Origin of the sequence: Kribbella sp. NPDC026596 (assembly GCF_040638415.1) — a bacterium.
Lineage (GTDB): Bacteria > Actinomycetota > Actinomycetes > Propionibacteriales > Kribbellaceae > Kribbella.
In genome coordinates this window covers 62,591-83,729 of record NZ_JBEZYF010000025.1, presented here as the reverse complement: position 1 = coordinate 83,729, position 21,139 = coordinate 62,591, and the positions used below count along the sequence as shown (strand labels likewise).

Sequence of the window (21,139 nt, the reverse complement as noted above, 5' to 3'; positions counted from 1 at the left end):
AACGGGAGGACCATCGTGAACCTCACCGGCAAGTCCGTCGCCATCACCGGAGCCGCCGGTGGCCTCGGATCCGCCATCGCCCGGGAGGCGCGCCGCCGCGGCGCCACCGAGCTGGCCCTGCTCGATGTCGACGAGACGCGGCTGGCCGAGGTCGCCGACCAGGTCGGCGGATTTCCCATCGCCTGCGACCTCGGCGACGAGCAGGAGGCGGCCGCGGCCCTCGCCCAAATGGAGAGCAAGGTGGGCCTCGTCGACGTGTACGCCGCCAACGCCGGCGTCAACTTCTTCTCCGACCTGACAACAGCGGCCGCCGAATGGGACCGGGCCTGGCGCACGCATGTCCTGTCGAGCGCCTGGGCCTTCCGCAAGCTCGCACCCGCGATGGCGGCCCGCGCATCCGGGCACCTCGTGATCACCGCCTCGACCGCAGCGATCTCGCTGAGCCCGAAGTCGGTCGCCTACACCGTCACGAAAGCAGCCCAGCTCGCCTTGGCCGAGGGGGTCGGCGCCACCTTTCGTTCGCGCGGCGTGCTGGTCACCTGCTTCTGCCCGGGTGGCATCCGGACGCCAATGCTCGACCGGATGTCCGACGACGGTTCCCACTCGCGGCGCGCACACGAGGAAGCGCACACCCCGGAGGCGGCGGCAGCGATCCTGCTCGACGGGATCGAAGCGGGCCGGGCGCTGGTGACCACCCAGACCCGGACCAGGGACGACCTCGCACAGCGCGGCGCGGACTACGAGGCCTGGATGGCCGACGTGGTGGACCGCTTTGCGTCCGACCGGACGGGCTGGTCAGGATGATGAGATAAAGGTACTATTCATATGCATCAATTGCGTGCGAGGGGATCGATCACATGCCGACAGCCGAGGGGCCGCTTGCCGGGGTGCGGGTAATCGAGCTCGGGTCGATGTACGCCGCTCCCACCGCCGGGCGGATGCTGCGCGACTTCGGGGCCGACGTGATCAAGGTCGAGGACCCCAGCCAGGGTGACTTCGCGCGTCAGTGGGAGCCGATCCACAACGGGCTGGCGATCGGCTTCGCGCGACTCAACTCGGGCAAGCGGTCGGTCGGCGTCGACCTGCGGGACGCTGACGGCCGCGACGTCGTACGACGGCTCATCGGCACCGCCGACGTGGTGATCGAGAACTTCCGCCCGGGCCGGATGGAAGCCTGGGGAATGGACTACAAGGCCTTGTCGGACGGCAACCCCGGTCTCGTCATGACCAGAGTGAGCGGCTTCGGCCAGACCGGGCCGTACCGCGAGCGGCCGGGCTTCGGCACCGTCGCCGAGACCGCCAGCGGCTACGCCTTCCTCAACGGCTGGCCGCAGACCCCACCCACGTCTCCCCCGTTCGGCTTCGCCGACTCCATCGCGGGCATCTCCGCAGCCTTCGGTACGGCGATGGCTCTGTACCGCCGGCACATCACCGGATCCGGCTCCGAGGTCGACGTCGCCCTCTACGAGCCGTTGATGTTCATCCTGGGAGACGCCGTCCTCAACTACACCTCGTCCGGCCGGATCACGCAGCGGCAGGGCAACACCTCGGGCGCCGCGTCGCCGCGCGGCATCTATCAAGCCGCCGACGGCACCTGGCTCTCGATCGCCGCGTCCAACCAGACCATCGCCCTGCGACTCTTCGACGCGATGAGCCGCCCCGATCTCAAGACCGACGAGCGGTACGCGACGAACGCCGCCCGGATGGCCAACAACGATTCCCTCCAAGCCCTCGTCATCGCCTGGGTCGCGAGCCGGCCCCGCGACGAGATCCTCGCCGTTCTCGACGCCCACGAGGTGGTTTCCGCTCCCGTCAACGACGCCCGCGACGTCAGCACGGACCCGCACTTCACCGAGCGCACCCTGGTCGAACTCGCCAACACCGTCCTCGGGCCTGCGCTGATGCCCGGCCCGGTATTGCACGTTCACGACTACGCAGGACCGTCGTACGACGGAGTCCCGGCCATCGGCGCGCACACCGACGCGGTGCTCGCGGAGATCGGTGTCAATGGCAACGAATTGGCCGCACTCCGGAGCCGGGGTGTCGTCGGCGGTGTCTGAGGTCACCACCGTCGGCGAATCCAGGGACCGGCTCGGCGAGGCGCCGTACTGGGATCCCTCGACCGGCGAGCTGGTCCGGGTCGACCTGCTCGACGGCATCGTCCGCGTCGGCGACCGGGTCGCGCTGACGACGGGGCATCGGACGAGCTTCGCCGTACCGGCTGTGGACGGATCGCTCGTGGTGGCGCAGGACAACCGCATCGTGCGCGGGACGGAGACGCTGGCAGAGCTGCCTGATCTCGACGGCCGGCTCCGCTTGAACGATGGGAAGTGCGACCCGCTGGGCCGGCTCTGGATGAGCTCCTACTCCCCGACCGGCGATCGGTGTGCCGGCGTCTATCAGCTGGAGCCCGACGGATCCCTGTGCCAACAACTGGACGGCATGATCGCCGGGAACGGGCTCGCCTGGAACGGCACATGGCTCTATGTCGCGGACACCGCCGACGGCCGAATCGATCGCTACACCTGGCATCCGACGAGCGGCCCTACCGACGGCAAGCTCTTCGCCCAACTCGACTCACCCGACGGCATCGCGACAGACACAGCCGGTGGACTCTGGGTCGCCCTGTTCGGCGGCGGAGCCATCCGCCGGTACGACGCATCCGGAGCGCTCGATCTCCACCTGCCGCTCCCTGTCTCCCATCCGACCAGCGTCTGTTTCGGTGGGGACCGCGACCTCTACATCACGACCTCGCGCCACCGCCTGCATGCGGACACCGAACCTCTGGCCGGCCGCCTTCTCAGGATGCGAGCGCCTCATCCAGGTGTGCCCGTCCACAGGTTCGGAGAGCAGGCATGACCTACGCGCACGTGTTCGAGCCCATCGACGTCGGCACCATGCATCTCCGCAACCGCGTCATGCTCCCGCCACACGCCTCCGCCATCGGCAACATCTGGGGCACCGAGGACGAGGCCCGGCGCAACATCGCCTACTTCGAACGCCGCTGCGCGGACGACGGCGTCGCCTGGGTCGGCAGCTTGTCGACCCACCTCCGCAACACCGTCGTACCCGGCTTCGAACCGACGGGCGTCGGAGCGGCGACTCTCGGACACTTCCGGCTCCCGTACTTCGTCGAGCGAGTCCAGCAGTTCACCGACTCGCTGCACGCACTCGGTACGGCGGTCACCGTGCAGATGGTGCACCAGGGCGGCATGCCCCACGCGCCGTCGGCCGTGATGAGCGCACCCACGATCAACCTGGTCCCGCATGTGATGACCGAGTCCGAGATCGCGTGGTTCGTCCGCGAGTACGCCGAATCGGCCCGCCTCGCCCAGGACGGCCGGGCCGACGGTGTCGAACTGCACCTCAATCACGAAGACCTGCACGAGTGGTTCCTGTCGCCGTACACCAACCAGCGCACCGACTCCTACGGCGGTTCGCTCGAGAACCGGGCCAGGTTCGCGGTCGAGTGCCTGAGCGCGATCCGCGATGCCGTCGGCGACACGATGACGGTCGGGATCCGGCTCAACATCCGTGAGGAACTGCCCGAGGGGTACGACGTGGCCGGCGGGATCGAGCTGGCGCAGTACTTCGAATCGACCGGGCTGATCGACTACGTGCACGGCGTCATCGGCAGTCCGTGGGGCAATCCGAGCTACATCCAGCCGACCCAGTTCGAGCCAGGCTCGTTCGCGCCGTACGCCGGAGAGCTCAAGCGCGCGTTGTCCCTGCCGGTCGTACACACCGGACGGATCACGCATCCCGACGTGGCCGAGTCGATCCTGGCGGCGGGGCACGCGGATATTGTCGGGATGGCGCGGGCGCATATCGCCGACGGCGACCTGCTCGCCAAGGCGCGGACCGGGCGCACCGACGAGATCCGGCCGTGCGTCGGCGGGAACGACTGCATCAGCCGGCGGTACGTCGAGGGGCTGCCGTTCGGCTGTGCCGTGAACCCGGCCACCAGCCACGAGGCCGACGGGCCTTGGTTGCTGCGCGCAACGAAGCGGCGACTGCTCGTCGTCGGCGGTGGTCCGGCCGGCCTGGAGCTCGCCGCGCTGGCCGGTGAGAACGGGCTCGACGTGACGCTGTGGGAGGCGGAGCCCGAGCTCGGCGGACAACTCCGGTACGTCGTCGAGGTCCCACGGCACGAGGGGTTCGCGCAATACCTGGACTGGCAGCTCGCGCGGCTGAAGCGAGCCGGAGTCGACGTCGTCACCGGCTCGCGGGCAACACCGGATCAGGTGCGCGACTTTGCGGCAGATGTGGTCGCGATCGCGACCGGCGCCCGTAGCCGGATGCCTGCGATCAAAGGCGTGGACAGCGCTTTCGACACCCGAGACGTGCTCGCGGGCCGGGTCTCGCTCGGTCACCGTGTACTGGTAGTTGCCGAGGACGACCATGTGCCACCACTCTCCGTGGCCGATCATCTCGCCACGGCCGGCCACGAGGTCACGGTCGTCTATCCGACCAGCCAACCCGCGCCGCTGGTCGGGCGCTACAGCGTCGGAGCGATCCTCGGCCGGCTCGATGCCGCCGGAGTGACGCTCCGACCGATGGAGCAGGTCCTCGCCATCGAGGAGCACACTGTGCTGACCAGGAACGTGTACTCCTGGCGGACCCGCGTCCTCGGCGACTTCGACTCCGTCGTACTGGCGTGCGGCAGTGTGTCGGAGTCATCGTTGTACGACGTACTGCGCAACGTGCTCGCGGACGTCCATATTCTCGGAGACGCCTACGCCCCAAGGCGGCTCGTCTTCGCCACCCAGCAGGCCTACGCCCTCGCTCAGCAACTGGTCACGACCGATCGACGACAGGGAGATTCGTAATGCTTCTCAAGGACAAGGTCGCACTCATCACTGCCGGCGCTTCCGGCATGGGGCGCGCCGCGGCGGTGCTCTTCGCTCGCGAGGGTGCGCACGTCATTGTTGTCGACATCAACGACAACGCGGCCAAGGACGTGGTGACCGAGATCGAGGGCGCGGGTGGGAGCGCCGAGGCGGCGATCGTCGACGTTCGCGACCTTGGCTCGCTGAAGGGTCTCGCGAACCAGGTGAAGGCGGAGCACGGCGTACTGCATGTGCTCTACAACAACGTCGGCATTCCGGGGGCGGCCGGACTCGAGCTGAGCCCGGAGGAATGGGATCTGGGGATCGAGGTCAACGCGCGCGCGAGCTTCTTCCTCAGCGGCTACCTGACCGACCAGCTCAAAGCGGCCGACGGGGCGTCAGTGATCTTCACGAGCTCGACGTCCGGGCTGGTCGGGTCGCCGTACAGTCCGCTCTACTCGTTCACCAAAGGCGGCATCATCGCGCTGGTCCGCTCGATGGCGCTCGCGTTCGCGGACGACAAGATCCGGGTGAACGCGATCGCCCCGGGCTCCGTCGAGACCCCCGGCCTGGCGGCGTTCTTCCGGATCGACGACCCGGAAGAGATCGAGCGCCGCAAGGCCGCCTTCTTCGCAACCATCCCGATGGGCCGCGCCTCCCAGCCGGAGGAGATCGCGAACGTCGCCCTGTTCCTGGCCAGCGACATGGCGTCGTACGTCACCGGTGTGACGATCCCCGTCGACGGCGGCATCACCGCCAAATAGGGCCGCCGCTCGGTCTCTGCCGCGGCGCATGGCCGGCGCATCGGGGCGGCAGGGTGCGGGTTGTTCGGGGGATGGGGTGCTGTGGTTCCGCGGGGTCGGGTGCGGGGTGGTTGCGGGGGATGGGGTGCTGTGGTTCCGCCGATCAAGGTGCGGGTTGTTTGTGGGGATCAGTGGCTGTGGTTCGGTTGGGCCTTCGGGAGGGGATGTGGTTTCGCGGGCTCCCGCGGAGAAGACCAGCCCGGGTCGTAGGTGCTGGCGGTTCGCTCGGAGGTGCCGTGGTCCCGGGTGGTCGTTCCCGGGTCGGGGGTCCGGGTGGTCGGCTCGGCGGGGCGATCCGGGGGTTGGTCGCCGAGTCGTGGATCCGGGTGGTTGGTTGGTGTGCCGCGATCCCCGGGCTCTTTGCTGTAGATCGTGGGTCGGGGTGGTTCGTTCGCCGAGTCGTGGTGTTTGGTCGGCGGCCTGTTTGCCGAGTCGTGGGTTTCGGTTGCCGACACGCGGGGTTCTTCAGCCCGGATCCACGACTCGACGACGGGCGGGGCCGGGGAGGGGGTGGGTGTTCGTGTTGTTCCGGGCGCCTGGCGGGACGCGGGGGTCGGAGCGGGCCGGTGGTGGCGTGGCTCGACAGGGAACGGGGGCTGGGCACATGAAATAACCTGTTCGAGGTCCCTATAACGGGGTCCCAGGTCCCGACAAGGTGTTCACGCCCCGGACCCGAGGTCCCGGGTTCTTCGTCGTGGGTCGGGTGGTTCGTTCGCCGAGTCGTGGCGTTTGGTCGGCGGCCTGTTTGCCGAGTCGTGGGTCTCGGTTGCCGACACGCGGGGTTCTTCAGCCCGGATCCACGACTCGATGACCGCTGGAGGGCGAGCGGACCACGACCGGCGGGTCGAGCGGCGAGAGCACTGAGCGATCACGTCCGCCACTGGATGTGTTTGACCTCCAGGTACTCGCGTAGGCCCCATTCGCCGAGTTCGCGGCCGACGCCTGAGCGTCCGTAGCCGCCGAAGGGCGCGTCGGGGCGCATCGCGCCGCCGCCGTTGATCCACACCGTGCCGGCCCGGATCCGCAGCGCGATCCGGCGAGCTTCCTCCGGGTCGTTGCACCAGACGTTGGCGGCCAGCCCGTACGCCGTGTCGTTGGCCAGCCGGATCGCCTCATCGGTGTCCTCGAACGGCAGGATCACCGCAACCGGCCCGAAGATCTCCTGCTGCACCGCCCGCGCATCCGGGGGCAGGTCACCGAGCAGGACCGGATTGACGAAATACCCCTTCTCCGGAAGGGGTTTCGTCACCTCCAGCAGTTTGGTCCCACCGGCCGCGACCGAGCCGTCGATGAAGCCGAGCACCCGGTCGCGATGGTCGGCGCGGATCATTGGGCCGATGTTCGTGGCCGGGTCCCACGGATCACCGACGACCATCTGGTCGAACGCGGCGGCGCCGGCGGCGAGGAACTCGTCGTACTTGCTCTCGTGCACGAGCAGCCGGGCCAACGCCGCACAGCCTTGACCGCCGTTGCGGGACCAGCGCAAGTGCATCTCTACCGCGATCTTCTGGACGTCGACGTCCGGCATCACGAGGCTCGGCGACTTCCCGCCGAGCTCGAGCGTCACGCCGGTCAGGTTCTGCGCTGCCTGCGCCATGATGTGGGCGCCGACCGCGTCGGAGCCGGTGAAAGACACCCGGTCCACACCGGGATGCGATGACAACTGCCGGCCGACGTCGGCGCCGCCGATGATCACATTCATGACCCCGGCCGGAAGGCCGGCTTCTGCGATGAGTTCGCCAAGGAAGAGCGTGGTCAACGGGGTCCGCGGAGACGGGAGCAGTACGACGGTGCAACCGGCCGCGAGGGCGGCGCCGAACTTGAAGACGGCCAGGTTGAGCGGATAGTTGTAGCCCGTGATCGCGGCGACGACGCCGACCGGCTCATGGACCACATCACTCATCGTCGGGTGCGGTTTGTCGAAACCACCCAGGTGCTGGGTTCGGTCGATCTTCGCAGCGTCGGCGGCCCACCGGAGATGCTCCTGGACGACCATCTTGACCTGGAGATACTCCGCGAGCGACACCGGCGTACCGACCTCGTTCACGATCGACGGCAACAGCCGGTCCGCCGCATTCTCCAGTACGTCGGCCAACCGGTGGATGTACTGCGATCGCTGCTCCCCGGTCAGCGCGGCCCAGGCCGGAAACGCCTGCCGGGCCGCGGCCACTGCTGCGTCGACCTGATCCGTCGAGGCGCCGGTCACCGTCGCGAGCTCGGCCTCCGTCGCCGGGTTCAGAACACTCCAGGTCTCGCCGCGCCCAGGGACCATCTCACCGCCGACGAGCAGGGTGCGGGTCGCCGGGATCCAGTCCTGCCGGACTCCCTCGGACGTCGTGGTCATTGATTCACCTCTTGCTCGGGAATGTCAGACCGCGCCGGGATCGCGTTGATCGCCGGGAGGACGTCCTTGCCGAAGCGGTTGATCGCGGCAATCGTCTCGTCGCAATCCATCGTCGGCCATTGCGGCCGCACGAGCAGCGGGTCCACCGGCAGCGTGGTGACCAGGTCGGTCAATTGGGCGACCACCTCGTCGGGAGTACCAACGACCGCGTGGCCTGACACGACCTTCTCGAACTCGTCCCGCAGCTCGTCGGCGTTCATCACGTCCAGACCGCGGGCGGCGTACGTCAGGTAACGCCCTTGGGCAACCCGCGCGTACTCGAGCATCGCCTCCTCGCGGGAGTCGGCGATCAGGGTGTTCCGCCGCAACGGCTGCGGACCAAACTCCTTGCCCCGGGCACGGAACTCGTCGCGGACGATCGTATACCGGCGAGCGGCCTCGGCCTTCGGTGTCTCCGGCGGGCACGCGTAGGCATCGCCGTACCGGCCACAGCGCCGTACGCCGGCCTCCGCGTGCGCACCGATCCAGATCGGCGGATGAGGTTGCTGGACCGGGAAGATGTGCGGCTGCACGTTGTCCAGCTGCCAGTACTTGCCGTGATGGTTGACCTTCTCCTGCGTCCAGAGCTTCTTCATCAACTGGAGCGACTCGTCGAACCGGCCCGCGCGTTCCTTGAAAGGGATACCCAGGTAGTCGAACTCCTCCGGCCGGTAGCCGAGGCCGGCGCCGAAGATCAGCCTGCCCTCGGTGACGATGTCGAGCGTCGCGATCTCCTCAGCCAGCATCACCGGGTGATAGAGCGGCGCGATCATGATCTGAGTGACGAGGCGGACGTGTGGATCGACGTCCGCGGCCAGCCTGGCGAGCAGCGGGACCGGTTGCAGCCAGCGCAGATCGCCGTACAGGAAGTGCTGACCGATCGCGATGTGGCTGAATCCGTTGCGCTGGGCGGCCTCCACGATCCGGCGGACGTCGGCGAACTGCTGGGCCGGCGTGACCGATCGTGGCGAGTCGCTCAGCAGCAGACCGACCTGGACCATGTGATCGCCTCTCTCTCGTCTGTCAAGACTGTCACGACATGGCCGGTAGCCCGGCCCCGGACCAGCCACCATCGACCGGAAGCACTACTCCACTGATATAGCTCGCCCGGGCCGACGCCAGGTAGAACACCGCGTCGGCGATCTCCTCCGGACGGCCGACCCTCTTCATCGGGATGCGATCGAGGTACCGCTCCATCGACGCCCGTCCGCTCGCCACCACAGCCTGCTGCAGCGGCGTACTCGCGGTCCCCGGGGCAACCGCGTTCACCCGGATCCCATCCGGCCCCCACTCGGTGGCCAGTGAGCGAACGAGACCTTCGATCCCTGCTTTCGACGCGCAGTACGACGCTCGCGCGCCGAACCCTTGGACGGCGCAGATCGAGGACAGCATCACGACACTCGATCCCTCGTGCAGATGCGGCCGAGCCGTCTTCGCGCCGACGAACGCACCTCGCAGGTTCACCCCGAGTACCCGGTCCCACTCCTCGAGCGGGTAGTCGACGGTGTCGCCCGGAGCCGCGATCCCGGCGTTGGCCACGAAAGCACCGAGACCCGCACCAAGCGCCTCCGCCCGCTTGCAGGCCAGCGCGATCACCTCGGGGTCTCCGGCGTCACCGGGCACGTAGTCATGACCGTCGGTCGCGAGCACTGGGAGTACGTCGTCGGACAAGTCGACACCGACAACGTGCCAGCCGTCAGCCGCGAAACGCTCGGCGATCGCGGCACCGATTCCCTGTGCGGCACCGGTGACGACAACACCTGTGGATGTCACGACGCTCCCTTCACTTGGGTGTACTGCGGACCGGCTGACGCCGGCAGCTGGACGATGCGTTCGACGGTGATGACCTTGTGTGCGATCAGCAGCGCACCGTCCTGCTCGACGTGAACGTCGTCGTAGCAGCCGAAGATCATCCGCGTGCCGGTCTCCTCGAACATGGTGGCCTGGAAGTAGGCGTGAGTCTGGATCTCTCCGTCGCCGCGGTCCGCCTGGATGTTGGTGACGACGTGCTTGCACACCGGGATCTTCAGCGCGTTGTGGGCCCGGTAGATGTCGAGAAAGGCCTCGACACCGACCAGGGCGGGCTGGGATCCGCGGGTGACCTTGACGTCCTTCGTCACGATCGAGCGCAGGGTGTCCAGGTCTCCTTCGTCGACTGCCCGCGCGTACCTGTAGTACAGGCGTTCACTGCTGATCATCAAGCCTCCATCCCCCGGCCGTTGCCGGGGATCTTGAGCTGATCGTGGCTGACGGCAACAGCCACCGGACGAACCTCGACCACGACCCGGTTCGGGCTGTCGAGGAGCCGCCGCCAGGCGACCGGATCGGCAGGCTGCAACCGGTTGGTGAACTCGCCGAGGAACCAGGCCAGTGTGTCCGCGTCCCGATGCACCGTGGCAACCCCTCGCAAGGACAGCATCCGCCGGCCAGGCAGACCGGAGCCGGCGCTCGACACCACGATCGATACCCGCGGGTCCTCGGCGAGTGCACTGACCTGCGCCCGGCCTTCGACCGACGTCAGCCAGAAGTGCCCGTCCGCGACGATGAAGCTCATCACCACACCGCTCGGCCACCCTTGCTCGCCGGTGAACACGAAACCACACTCGGTCTGACTGCTCAGCAACTCCTCCTGGTCCGCCTTACCGAGATGGGTGCCCTGCAACGCCTCGAGATCGTCGATGCCCAGTCGTCCCACCGCGTTCTCCGCCGTCACGACTTCCGGCCGGCCAGCGCCGCCTCGCCGAGGAAGGCACGCAGCACCGACGCATGGTTTCGCGCATCGCCGGCCGCGCCGGTGTAGACCACCTCGCCACGAGCGACTGCGACGACGTGGTCGGCAATGTCGAGGCCGGCCTGCGCATTCTGCTCGACCATCAGGATCCCGATCCCGGCCTGGGCCATCTCACCGACCTTGGCGAGGATGGCATCGACGACGACAGGGGCGAGTCCCATCGACGGTTCGTCCAACAGCATCACCTTCGGCTGCGACATCAGCGCGCGACCGAAGGCGAGCATCTGCTGCTCGCCACCACTGAGCAGCCCGGCCGGGCTGTGCTGCCGGTCCGCGAGGATCGGGAACATGTCGTAGACCTTCGCCAAGGTCTCGGCGTACGCCGTCCTGGCCGCGGCGTAACCGCCGAGCCGCAGATTCTCGGCCACGCTGATCGGTGCGAAGACCCGCCGCCCCTCCGGAACCAGCGCGACGCCCTGCCGGACGATCCAGTGCGGTGGCCGGCCGGTGATGTCGCGGCCCTCGAGCGTGACCGAGCCCGCGTGCGGCTTCTGGAGTCCGGCGATGGCCTTCAGCGTCGTACTCTTCCCCGCGCCGTTGGCGCCGAGGACGAGGGTGATCTTTTCCGGTACGACGGACAGGTCGACACCGCGGACCGCCTCGATGTTGCCGTAGCTGACCTGCAGGTCCTTGACCTCAAGCATTGTGGCGTCCCTTCCGGCCGAGGTAGGCCTCCTGCACGAGGGGGTCCTGGACGACGGCCGCCGGCGTCCCCTCGGCGATCAGCTTGCCGAAGTTCATCGCGAAGACGTAGTCGCAGGTGTCCAGCATCATCTGAACGTCGTGCTCCACCAGCAACTGGCACAGCCCCTCGTCGCGCAGGTCGCGCAGCAGCCGGGAGATCTCGGCGCGTTCGGACTGGTTCATCCCGGCGGTCGGCTCGTCGAGCAGCAGCAACCGGGGATCCATCGCGATCGCCCGCGCGATCTCGACCCGTCTCTGCGTTCCGTACGACAGCTCGGACGGGAAGTAGTCCTCCCACCCATCCAGCCCGGTACGGCGAATCGCTTCCGCCACCGCCGGGGACTCGGTCGGACGCAGCCGGCGGTGCCAGGGGAGCTGTTCGACCTCACCGAGCCGCGCGTCGGCGCCGAGCTGAATGTTGTCGCGCACATTCAGATCCGGCAGCAGCCGGACGGTCTGGAAGGTCCGGGCCACGCCGAGTCCGGCCATCGCCGAGGCCCGAGTGCCTTGATAGGGCTCACCCGCGAAGAGCAACTCCCCGTGGGTCAGCGGGGTGAGCCGGGTGATCGCCCCAATCAGTGTGCTCTTGCCCGAGCCGTTCGGACCGATGATGCCGTGGATCAGCCCGGGCTCGAGGCGTAGCGTCACCCCTTCGACCGCCTTGATCCCGCCGAAATGCACCGACACGTCGCGGGCCTCGAGAACCGGGGTGGAGACAGTGGTCGTGCTCATCACGACACCTCCGATCGCGCCGGGACCCGCGAGTCGTGTTCCCGGGAGACCAAGCTGTCCGGCTTGGTCGGCTCCGGGGCCGGTTCGGGCGCCGGGGCACGGGTGCGGCGTTTGCGGCCGAACCACTTGGTGACGTCGGCGATCACGCCGTACAGGCCGCGGGGCAGGAAGACCGCGGCGACGGCCACGATCACGCCGTACACGAGCTCCTGCCACTCGCCGATGACGGCGAGAACATCGGGCAGCCAGGTGAAGATCACCGCTCCGATGACGGCACCCTTCCACGAGCGCGAGCCGCCGACCACGATCATCGTGAGGGCCAGCACGATCAGCCCGAAACCGATGTCCAGCGGGCCGATCGCGGTCCGGACCATCACGTTCATCCCGCCGGCCAGACCACCCAAAGCACCACTGACCACGAAGGCCACCAGCCGGTACCGGCGCACGTTGATGCCGAGCGAGGCAGCGAGCTCGGGATCGTCGCGGACCGCGTCGACGCGCCGGCCCAGCCGTCCACGTTCGCTGAACGCCACCAGCAGCAGGACGACCACGGTCAGCACGAACATGTGCCCGGTGGTGAAGTCCGCGAGTACGCCGTACAGGCCGGTGGACGCGCCGGTCAGCTCACCGCCGTTGATCGCGATCACGCTGATGATCAGATCGAAGGCAACTGTCGCCATCGCCAGGTAGAGGCCGTTGAGTTTGAAGATCAGGAGACCGAGCAACAACCCGATCGCGGCTGCCACGAGTACGGCGATCGCGATCGCGACGAGGCCGTTGAAGCCCTGACGCAGAACGAGGATCGCGGACAAGTAGGCACCGATGCCGTACGATCCGGCGCCCGCGAACGAGAACACGCCCATCCGCAACGGCACCTGGATGGAGAGCGCGAGGATCAGCCCCGACAGCGTCGCCTGGATCAGCACCAGGTTGGTGTCGTAGAACGAGATCATGTCCGCCGCACCTCCTTCCGGCCGAACACTCCGGCCGGACGGAGCAGCAGGACGGCGAAGATCAGCCCGAAGCTCACCGCCTCGACCCACGAGCCACTCGTCTGACTGAGCACGAGTGTCTCGGCGGCCGCCAGGAAATAGGCGCCGAAGGCAACACCGAGCATGCTGCCGACACCGCCGAGGATGATGCACGCGAACGCCTTCACCAGCAGGGTGTCACCGCTCTCCGGCGTGATGGCTCCGAGGGAGTACGTGAACAGCACTCCGGACAGACCTGCCATCGCTCCGGACGCGGCCATCGTCACCAGCGCCAGCCGCCGTCTGTCGATACCCATCAGCGCAGCGGTCTCGGCGTCAACACCGATGGCACGCAGCGCCAGCCCGTGTCGCGAGCGCCGGAGCCAGATCGCCGTACCGGCCCAGAGCACGATCGCGACCACCACGGTCAGCGCCGCGATGCTGGTGATCCGGATGTCGCCGATCACCCACGTGTCCAGCTGGTACGACGACTCCGACAGCCCGAACGGATTGCTCTTGGTGTGGTGCTGCGCGATCGCGAGCGGGATGATCGCGACGCCGATACCGCCGATCAGGATCTGCATCTCGGCGGTGCGTTTGTCCCTGGCTCGCTTCAGGATCTGCTCGAACGCGAGCACCTGGATGAGCAGGGACATCACCGCACCGGCCACGATCCCGATCAGTACGACGGGCAGCAGCGGCAGGTTCGTCTGCCCGAGCACGAGGTACGCGCAGAAGGTCGAGAACATGAAGATCGAGCCGTGGCCGAAATTGAGGATGTCGATCGTGCCCCATGTGATGCTCATCCCGAGCGCGAAGAGCAAGTAGATCGAGCCGAGCGTCACCACGTTCACCAGGTCTTGCACGGGTGTCTCCGTCTCTGTCCGAACGGTCTCCGGGCCTGGTTCTACTGCTTGCCTGCCTCGTAGAGCAGCTTCTCGCCGTTACCGGTCCACTCGACCACGACACCCGGGACCACGATGGTGCGGTCCTTCCAGGTCAGTCCCTCACCGAGCGCACCGGTGCTCGGCTTGCCGGCCTCGGTCGCCATCGCGTCCTTGATCGCCTGACGGTCAGAGGATTTCGCGGCGGCGATCGAGCGGGCCAGGAACCAGGCCGCGTCGTACGCCTCAGCGGAGTAATTCAGCGGGTTCTCGTTGTACTCGGCCTTGAAGGCCTTGACGAACTTCTGGCTCGACGCGCTGGACTGCTGGTAGTTGAAGTCGACCGGCCAGACCATGCCCGAACCGTCGGTTCCAGCCGGCTTCAGGTTGCCGGCACTGGCGCCGGAGTTGCCGAGCACCGGCCCGGTGTACCCGGCCTGCCGCAACTGCTTCATGGCGGTGGGGTTCGAGGCGCCGACCTGGAGAATGGCGACCACGTCGGGCTTGCCGTTCAGGATCTGGGCGATCGGTGCCTGGAAGTCCTGGGTGGTGGCCGGGGTCGCGATGCTGCCCGTCACCGTCATGCCCAGCTCCTTGGCCAGGTCCGGGAGGGTCTTGCTGCCGATCTCCTGCAGCGTCGGCGTCAGCTGGGTGTAGATGATGCCCACCGACTTCCAGCCTTGCTGCTGCAGGTACTTCTTCAGAATCGGATAGTACGTGCTCATCAGCGGCGTCGCGCGGTAGGTGTAGTCACCCACGACCACACCGCTGCTGCCGGCCTGGGTGTAGACGATCGGCAGGCCCTGCTTCTGCGCGATCGGCGACATCGCCACCGCCTCGGTGCTGGAGACAGAGCCGAACACGGCGGCGACCTTCTTGTCGGCGACGGCCGAGCTCACCTCGCTGGCCGCGGTCTGCGCCTCGCTCTTGGTGTCCTTGAGCTCGAGCTCGATCTTGCTGCCACCCAGCAGGTTCGACGCGTTGATCTCTTTCACGGCCAGCTGGTAGCCCCTGTTGGCACCCGCGCCGGCGAAGGCGACGATGCCGGTGGTCGGGTTGACCGAGACGATCTTGATCGTGTCCGGCAGTCCGCCACCGGCGGAACCGCCGGACGAACTGCCACCACAGGCCGCCGCACTCACCAGGGTTGCGAGGGCGAGCATCACGACGGGGACGGACTTGCGACGGGAGCGCGCCGACGTCAGCCAGTTCATCCGTTCCTCCAGGGGATCAGAATTCTATGCTCATGATTAGCATGTAACTGGCACCATAGTTCCGCCGACGATGTGCTGTAAAGAGTGTCGGTCAGTCGATCCGGATGGCGAGCTCGGGACAGCTGTCGGCCGCGAGCTGGGCGTCGGCCTCCCGGTCGGCCGGCACCGCGTCGCCAGCGACGTACGCATGCCCGTCCTCTTCGCGCGCGAAGAACAGATCGGGCGCACTCAGCCGGCACAGGCCGTGTCCCTGGCAGCGACTGTCATCGATCTTGATGTGCATGAGCAGCTCCTGTTTCCGCACCGTGAGGGCGCGTGTGCCGTCGGTACGACGGACACCTGGGCGCCGTTGACACGAACCCTAATCAGTATAACTATGAGCCTGGTATTGGCCAGCTACGAAAGGCGGGCCCCATGGCCGCAGAGGGCAGCTACCCGGTCGCCGACTTCGACCACAACTCCGAGCAGCACTCCGCCGATCCGGTCGGTTCGTACCGCGCCCTGCGCGACGTCGGCCCGGTCGCCCGCTCCGAGCATCACGGTGGTTACTGGATCCTGTCCGACTACCAGTCGGTCTTCGAGGCGGCGCGCGACGACGAGACGTTCTCGTCCGCGCGCACCACCGACGGTGGCGAGGGCCTGTCGGTGGTGATCCCGAAGACCCCGATGCACTTCCACATCCCGATCGAGATCGACCCACCCGAGTTCCGCAAGTGGCGCAAGATCCTGAACCCGATCACGGCCCCGGCGGCGATCGAGCGGCTCGAGCGGATAGTGGAGCACTACGTCACCTGGTTCGTCGACGACATCATCGAGCAGGGCGAGTGCGACCTGGCCAAGGTGATCGGCGTCCCCTCGATCGTCACGGTCGACTGGCTCGGCCTCGACGTGGCCGACTGGCAGCGGTACGCGTCGGCGCATCACGCCGTACTGGCCGCCGTCCGTGGCAGTGACAGGTGGGAGCAGGCCGTCACGGTCGACCTCCCGTATCTGGAGGAGCGGACGCGCGAAGTGATCGCCGCCCGCCGGGCCGAGCCGTTGGACGACACGATCAGTTACCTGACGCAGTGTGAGGTCGACGGCCGGGTCATCACCGACGACGAGGTCTACTCGATCGTCGACCTGCTACTGGCGGGCGGGGTCGGGACGACCGCCTCGTTGGTGAGCAACACCGTGGTGTGGCTGTACCAGCACCAGGACGTCCGCCGGCAACTGATCGACGACCCCGCGCTGATGGACAAGGCGATCGAGGAGTTCCTCCGGTACTTCTCCCCCACCCAGGGCCTGGCCCGCACGGTCAGCCGGGACACCGAGTTCCACGGCTGCCCGATGAAGAAGGGCGACCGGGTCCTGCTGGCGTGGGCCTCGGCCAACCGGGATCCCGAGCAGTTCGAGAATCCCGACCAGGTCGACATCGAGCGCTGGCCGAACCGGCACACCGCCTTCGGGATCGGCGTGCACCGCTGCGCGGGATCCCATCTCGGCCGGGCGATGGCCAAGGAGCTGCTGACCCAGATCCTGCAGCGGATGGGCGACTACATCGTTGACCTCGACGCGTTGGAACCCTATCCGCACCAGGGCACGAACACCGGCTGGCAACGTATCCCGGCCACCTTCACCCCAGGTCCACGGCTCACCGCGTGACGCGGATCCTGGTGGCCGGCGCGGGTCTCGCGGCGCTCCGGACCGTCGAGCACCTGCGCGCCGCCGGCTGGTCCCGGCCGATCACCGTGGTCGGGGCCGAGCCACATCCGCCGTACAACCGGCCACCGCTCACCAAGGAAGCCCTCCGCACCGGCATCACCCCGGACGTCCTGCTTTTCCCGCAGCGCGCCACGACTGCTGACGTCGAGTGGCGGCTGGGTCGCCGGGTCGAGGCCGTCGACCTCCTCAGTCGCAGGGCAACCCTGGATGACGGCGATGTCCTGGCGTACGACGGCCTCGTGATCGCCACCGGGGTCCGGTCCAGAACTCTTCCGCTGAACGGGCACCGGATCCGGACGATGGACGATGCCCTGCGGCTTCGGCCGGAGCTGGTTCCCGGGGCACGAGTCACGGTGATCGGCGCCGGCTTCATCGGGTGCGAGATCGCCGCCACCGCAGCGGGTCTGGGCTGCATCGTGACTGTCGTGGAGCCGCTCGACGCACCGCTCCAGGTCGCGGTCGGCCGGTTGGTGGGTGACGAGCTGCGCCGTCGGCACGAGGAGCAGGGCGTGCGGTTCCGGCTCGGGCACAGCGTCGTCCGCGTGGACGGGGACGTCGTACTGGACGACGGCAGCCGGATCGGCACGGACGTGATCGTCGAGGCGGTCGGGTCGGTGCCGAATGTCGAGTGGCTCGAGGGCAACGGTCTCGACCTGTCGAACGGAGTCCTTTGTGACGCGGAGCTGCATCCGGTGACGGCATCGGGTCCGGTGAACGAGGTCGTTGCCGTCGGCGACATCGTCCGGTTCCCCGATCCGCGGTTCGGTACGACGCGTATCGAGCACTGGACGATGTGCGGCGAGACCGCCCGCTACGCCGCGATCAGTCTGATCGCGCGGATCACCGGAGTACCGAGCGATCGGGCCGGCTTCGCGCCGATGCCGACGTTCTGGAGCGAGCAGTTCGGGACTCGCTTGCAGTCGTTCGGGGTGCCGGGGCTCGGCTGCGAGGACGTCCGTCTGCTGGAGGGCGAGCTCGCAGGCGACTGCGCGGTCGGCTACTATCGCGACGGCATCCTGGTCGGGGTTGTTCTCCTCGGCCTGCGGAGTCGGATGCTGGAGTTCCGGCAGCTGCTGACTTCAGCGGTAGTCGTCTAGGAAGGTGTCTCCGTTCTTGGAGTACAGAACCTCGGGCCAATCGGACGCCCGCTGATCGCCGTACGCGCGGACGCTGTTGCGATCGCCGAGCCCGGTGGCGAGCTCGTCGAACGGCAGGTAGTACATGTACGACATCAGCCGATCCGCGAACCGCCAGCGACCGCCTTCGCGCCGGTAGACGTCCTTGTAGCGCAAGGCAACCTGCATCGCGACGCCGTTGCGGGAAACCTCGGCGTGCGAGGCGAGCAGCCCGGTCGCGCGATCCGGATCCGCCGGGTCGAACCGGATCACGTGGCCGTGCGAGAAGTGGTTGGTCGGACCGAGCGCGGCGAACCGGCCGAGGTACGTCGTGACGATCTCCTCGATTCCGGTCGCGGCGAACACCCCGTCCTGTGATCGCAGCGTCGCGTCGGCGCAGAAGATCTGCCGGATCCCGACCTCGTCGCGCTCGTCCATGACGAATCCGTACAGCACACCGAGCTCCTGGATCGCCGCCCGGTCCTCGACCCGCGATCCGATCCACCAGGACCGCAAGTCCGCCGGCAGGTCATGCCCCTGGAACGCCGGCTCGCGTTTCGCCCGGAACGCCTCGACCCCTTCCTTGCCGTCGCCGACCGAGGTCTCGAACATCGCCAGCGACTCGACCAGGTGCGCTTCGCGCGGATGCGGTTGCGCCGCGTCGCGGTACATCATCTGCCGGGTGAGTGCGATCGCCACCGCCGAACGGTTCGCGGTGAACCGCCGGGCCAACGCGGTGGCCGCGGGCAACAGTTCGTCGGGCTCATGGACCGCGCGGACCAGCCCGGCGTCGTCGGCCTCGGCGGCGGTCAGGATGTCGGCGGAGTACGCCAGCTCCAGCGCGCGGCTGACTCCGACGATCCGCGGCAGGAACCACGTCGAGCAGGCTTCCGGGACGATGCCGAGCTTCCCGAACACGAAGCCGATCCGCGCCTTCGTGGACGCGAGCCGGACGTCCATCGCCAGCGTCATCGTTGCCCCGACCCCGACCGCGGGACCGTTGATCGCGGCAATCACCGGCTTGGTGCACTCGTAGATCGCCAGCGTGACCCGCCCGCCGGTGTCGCGGACGCCGTACGCCGGGTCGTCGTACCGCTGCCGCAACTCCGCCATGGTGGGCCGACGGGATTCGTCGAGACCGAAGACGTTGCCGTCGACCGACAGATTCATGCCGGCACAGAACGCGCGACCCGCGCCGGTGACGACCACGGCCGCAACCGATTCGTCGGCACTCGCCCGGCCGAACGCGTCGATCAGCTCGCCGGCCATGGTGACCGTGAACGCGTTGAGCTGGTCCGGCCGGTTCAGCGTGAGGGTCAGGATGCGATCGTCAACCGCGTAGTCCAGCGTCTCGTACTCCATGACTCTCCTTGGTCAACTTGTCATGCGTGCCGGCGGCCACGCCGTACTCGCGGAGCACTGCCTTCTGCACCTTCTGCGACGGCGTCTTCGGCAACTGGTCGACAAGGCGAAAGTAGCGGGGGATCGCGAACGCCGGGATGCGTCCTTCACACCATCCCCACAGCTCCTCGGCCGACACTGGCCCGGCCGTCACCACCACCGCGAGGACCTCATCCTCCCCCGCCTCCACATCGGCCGGCACGCCGACGACCGCGCACTCCTTGACGGCCGGGTGACCGAGGATCGCCTGCTCGACCTCGTACGAGCTGATGTTCTCGCCACGCCGGCGCAGCGCGTCCTTGTAGCGGTCGATGAAGTAGAACCATCCGTCCTCGTCCTTGCGTAACGCGTCGCCGGTGTGGAACCACAGGTTGCGCCATGCCTCGACGGTCTTCTCCGGCATGTTGTAGTAGCCGTTGCTGCAGATCCCGGGGACGAGTGGGCGGACCACCAGCTCTCCGACCTCGCCGACCGGCACCTCTCGATCGGTCTCGGGGTCGACCAGCTTGATGTCGAACCAGTCCGCCGCCTGCAGACCGGCCGCGCCGGCCGGCCGGTCCACGCCGTACGGCGAGAGGATCGGGGCGCAGGTCTCCGTCAGTCCGAACGCGTCGACGAACGCCTCGATCCCGAACCGCTCCTTGAACTGGTCGACAATCGTGACCGCGGTGGGAGCGGCGTACACGCAGCGCAGTTGGTTGTCCGCATCGTCGGGTCGCGGCGGCTGCTTCCAGGCGAAGTCCATCATCACGCCGACGAAGTTCGTCACGGTGACACCGGAGTCGCGGACGTGGTCGATCCAGCGGCTGGCACTGAACTTCGGGCGCACCACCGCGCGTCCACCGGCGACGATCGCGGGGTACACGGCCATGAACTGCGCGTTGCCGTGGAACAGCGGTGTGGTCGTGAGGTAGACGTCGTCGGGTGTCAGCCGGGTCAGCGAGACCACGACCTGGGCGAAGAAGTACAGCTGCGAGTTGGGCATCGCGACGCCCTTGGACGGCCCGGTCGTCCCGGACGTGTAGAAGATCGCGCCGAGATCCTGCGGCTTCGGGGTCGGGAGCTCCGTCTTGGCCGCTTGCACGAGCTCTTCCCACGCGGACGCCGGCCAGCCGTTGTCCTGCAGCAGCCTGATCGCCTTGTCCCGGGTCCCAGTGTCGATCACCCAGAACTTCTCGATCCCGCGGGCGTGCTCCGCGATCGCGATCCAGCGCTCGGCGAAGGTGTCGTCGATGACGGCGTACCGAGCCTCGGCGATGTCGAGCTGGTGCCGAAGGAACTCCCCCTCGTAGTTCGTGTTGATCGGCACCTCGACCAGCCCGCCGACCGCGGTGCCCCACCAGGTCCGCACCAGCTCCGACGAGTTGGCCGCCATGATCACAACCCGATCCCCCTGCTCGGCACCTGCTTGATAGAGCGCCGAAGCAACCCGCTCCGCCGAGTCGAGCGCCTCCGCATAGGTCAGCGTAAACCCCTGATGCGGAACGTCCAGACACGTCGCCCCCGGCCGAACCGACGCGTGATGCCGCAACACCTGCCCGAACGTCCACGCTTGAGGATCAGCAAACGCCGGAACCAACTCCCGATAAGCCATCGACCGCCCAGCAGGCATCACACACTCCCTTAAT

General features: G+C 67.8%; 20 protein-coding genes. 7 read left to right on the top strand and 13 right to left on the bottom strand.

Features of this window, described 5'->3' with window-relative positions:
- Positions 1-15 precede the first annotated feature (15 nt).
- The 5 genes from AB0E63_RS21960 to AB0E63_RS21940 are packed head-to-tail and all read left to right on the top strand — an operon-like array spanning position 16 to position 5,593.
- The gene (locus AB0E63_RS21960; protein WP_360369032.1) at positions 16-804 is read left to right on the top strand and encodes an SDR family oxidoreductase; all 789 of its coding nucleotides are present in this window, start codon (positions 16-18) and stop codon (positions 802-804) included.
- Between the two features lie 53 nt (positions 805-857).
- Positions 858-2,060, top strand: coding sequence for a CoA transferase (locus AB0E63_RS21955; RefSeq protein WP_360369029.1), 1,203 nt, complete (start codon positions 858-860; stop codon positions 2,058-2,060).
- Positions 2,053-2,859: an SMP-30/gluconolactonase/LRE family protein gene (locus AB0E63_RS21950; protein ID WP_360369026.1), complete on the top strand. Its 807-nt coding sequence runs from the start codon at positions 2,053-2,055 to the stop codon at positions 2,857-2,859. Before AB0E63_RS21955 ends, AB0E63_RS21950 begins: the two co-directional genes overlap by 8 nt.
- The gene (locus AB0E63_RS21945) at positions 2,856-4,829 is read left to right on the top strand and encodes an FAD-dependent oxidoreductase (protein ID WP_360369023.1); all 1,974 of its coding nucleotides are present in this window, start codon (positions 2,856-2,858) and stop codon (positions 4,827-4,829) included. The genes AB0E63_RS21950 and AB0E63_RS21945 overlap by 4 nt, the downstream gene beginning before the upstream one ends.
- Positions 4,829-5,593, top strand: coding sequence for an SDR family oxidoreductase (locus AB0E63_RS21940; RefSeq protein WP_360369020.1), 765 nt, complete (start codon positions 4,829-4,831; stop codon positions 5,591-5,593). The genes AB0E63_RS21945 and AB0E63_RS21940 overlap by 1 nt, the downstream gene beginning before the upstream one ends.
- Before the next feature lie 907 nt (positions 5,594-6,500).
- On the opposite strand, the gene AB0E63_RS21935 is transcribed toward AB0E63_RS21940, so the two are convergent.
- The 11 genes from AB0E63_RS21935 to AB0E63_RS21885 form a co-directional block, all read right to left on the bottom strand.
- Positions 6,501-7,976 carry an aldehyde dehydrogenase family protein gene (locus tag AB0E63_RS21935; protein WP_360369017.1) on the bottom strand — a complete coding sequence of 492 codons (1,476 nt, stop codon included), beginning with the start codon at positions 7,974-7,976 and terminating at the stop codon, positions 6,501-6,503.
- On the bottom strand, positions 7,973-9,016 hold the full coding sequence (locus tag AB0E63_RS21930; RefSeq protein WP_360369014.1) for an LLM class flavin-dependent oxidoreductase: 1,044 nt from the start codon (positions 9,014-9,016) through the stop codon (positions 7,973-7,975). Before AB0E63_RS21930 ends, AB0E63_RS21935 begins: the two co-directional genes overlap by 4 nt.
- 31 nt (positions 9,017-9,047) lie before the next feature.
- Positions 9,048-9,788 carry an SDR family oxidoreductase gene (locus AB0E63_RS21925; RefSeq protein ID WP_360369011.1) on the bottom strand — a complete coding sequence of 247 codons (741 nt, stop codon included), beginning with the start codon at positions 9,786-9,788 and terminating at the stop codon, positions 9,048-9,050.
- Positions 9,785-10,213, bottom strand: a complete 429-nt coding sequence (locus AB0E63_RS21920; protein ID WP_360369008.1) for a nuclear transport factor 2 family protein — start codon at positions 10,211-10,213, stop codon at positions 9,785-9,787. Before AB0E63_RS21920 ends, AB0E63_RS21925 begins: the two co-directional genes overlap by 4 nt.
- The gene (locus AB0E63_RS21915; RefSeq protein ID WP_360369005.1) at positions 10,213-10,710 is read right to left on the bottom strand and encodes a pyridoxamine 5'-phosphate oxidase family protein; all 498 of its coding nucleotides are present in this window, start codon (positions 10,708-10,710) and stop codon (positions 10,213-10,215) included. Before AB0E63_RS21915 ends, AB0E63_RS21920 begins: the two co-directional genes overlap by 1 nt.
- A 14-nt stretch (positions 10,711-10,724) precedes the next feature.
- Positions 10,725-11,450 (bottom strand): ABC transporter ATP-binding protein, encoded by a 726-nt coding sequence (locus AB0E63_RS21910; RefSeq protein ID WP_360369003.1) that lies wholly within the window; start codon positions 11,448-11,450, stop codon positions 10,725-10,727.
- Positions 11,443-12,222: an ABC transporter ATP-binding protein gene (locus AB0E63_RS21905; RefSeq protein WP_360369000.1), complete on the bottom strand. Its 780-nt coding sequence runs from the start codon at positions 12,220-12,222 to the stop codon at positions 11,443-11,445. The genes AB0E63_RS21910 and AB0E63_RS21905 overlap by 8 nt, the downstream gene beginning before the upstream one ends.
- Positions 12,222-13,175, bottom strand: a complete 954-nt coding sequence (locus AB0E63_RS21900) for a branched-chain amino acid ABC transporter permease (RefSeq protein ID WP_360368997.1) — start codon at positions 13,173-13,175, stop codon at positions 12,222-12,224. The genes AB0E63_RS21905 and AB0E63_RS21900 overlap by 1 nt, the downstream gene beginning before the upstream one ends.
- The gene (locus AB0E63_RS21895) at positions 13,172-14,059 is read right to left on the bottom strand and encodes a branched-chain amino acid ABC transporter permease (RefSeq protein WP_360368994.1); all 888 of its coding nucleotides are present in this window, start codon (positions 14,057-14,059) and stop codon (positions 13,172-13,174) included. The genes AB0E63_RS21900 and AB0E63_RS21895 overlap by 4 nt, the downstream gene beginning before the upstream one ends.
- Positions 14,060-14,100: 41 nt before the next feature.
- Positions 14,101-15,291, bottom strand: coding sequence for an ABC transporter substrate-binding protein (locus AB0E63_RS21890; RefSeq protein WP_360368992.1), 1,191 nt, complete (start codon positions 15,289-15,291; stop codon positions 14,101-14,103).
- A gap of 91 nt (positions 15,292-15,382) precedes the next feature.
- Positions 15,383-15,574, bottom strand: a complete 192-nt coding sequence (locus AB0E63_RS21885) for a ferredoxin (protein ID WP_360368989.1) — start codon at positions 15,572-15,574, stop codon at positions 15,383-15,385.
- A gap of 131 nt (positions 15,575-15,705) precedes the next feature.
- Here AB0E63_RS21885 and AB0E63_RS21880 point away from each other — a divergent pair, with 131 nt between their 5' ends.
- On the top strand, positions 15,706-16,935 hold the full coding sequence (locus AB0E63_RS21880; RefSeq protein WP_360368986.1) for a cytochrome P450: 1,230 nt from the start codon (positions 15,706-15,708) through the stop codon (positions 16,933-16,935).
- Entirely contained in the window at positions 16,932-18,092 is a 1,161-nt protein-coding gene (locus AB0E63_RS21875) for an FAD-dependent oxidoreductase (protein WP_360368983.1), read from the top strand. Before AB0E63_RS21880 ends, AB0E63_RS21875 begins: the two co-directional genes overlap by 4 nt.
- Here AB0E63_RS21875 and AB0E63_RS21870 read toward each other — a convergent pair.
- Together AB0E63_RS21870 and AB0E63_RS21865 are read right to left on the bottom strand one after the other, a co-directional pair.
- Positions 18,075-19,472: an enoyl-CoA hydratase-related protein gene (locus AB0E63_RS21870; protein WP_360368980.1), complete on the bottom strand. Its 1,398-nt coding sequence runs from the start codon at positions 19,470-19,472 to the stop codon at positions 18,075-18,077. The two genes, AB0E63_RS21875 and AB0E63_RS21870, sit on opposite strands and share 18 nt — an antisense overlap.
- Positions 19,441-21,123, bottom strand: a complete 1,683-nt coding sequence (locus AB0E63_RS21865) for an AMP-binding protein (RefSeq protein ID WP_360368977.1) — start codon at positions 21,121-21,123, stop codon at positions 19,441-19,443. Before AB0E63_RS21865 ends, AB0E63_RS21870 begins: the two co-directional genes overlap by 32 nt.
- Between the last annotated feature and the right edge of the window lie 16 nt (positions 21,124-21,139).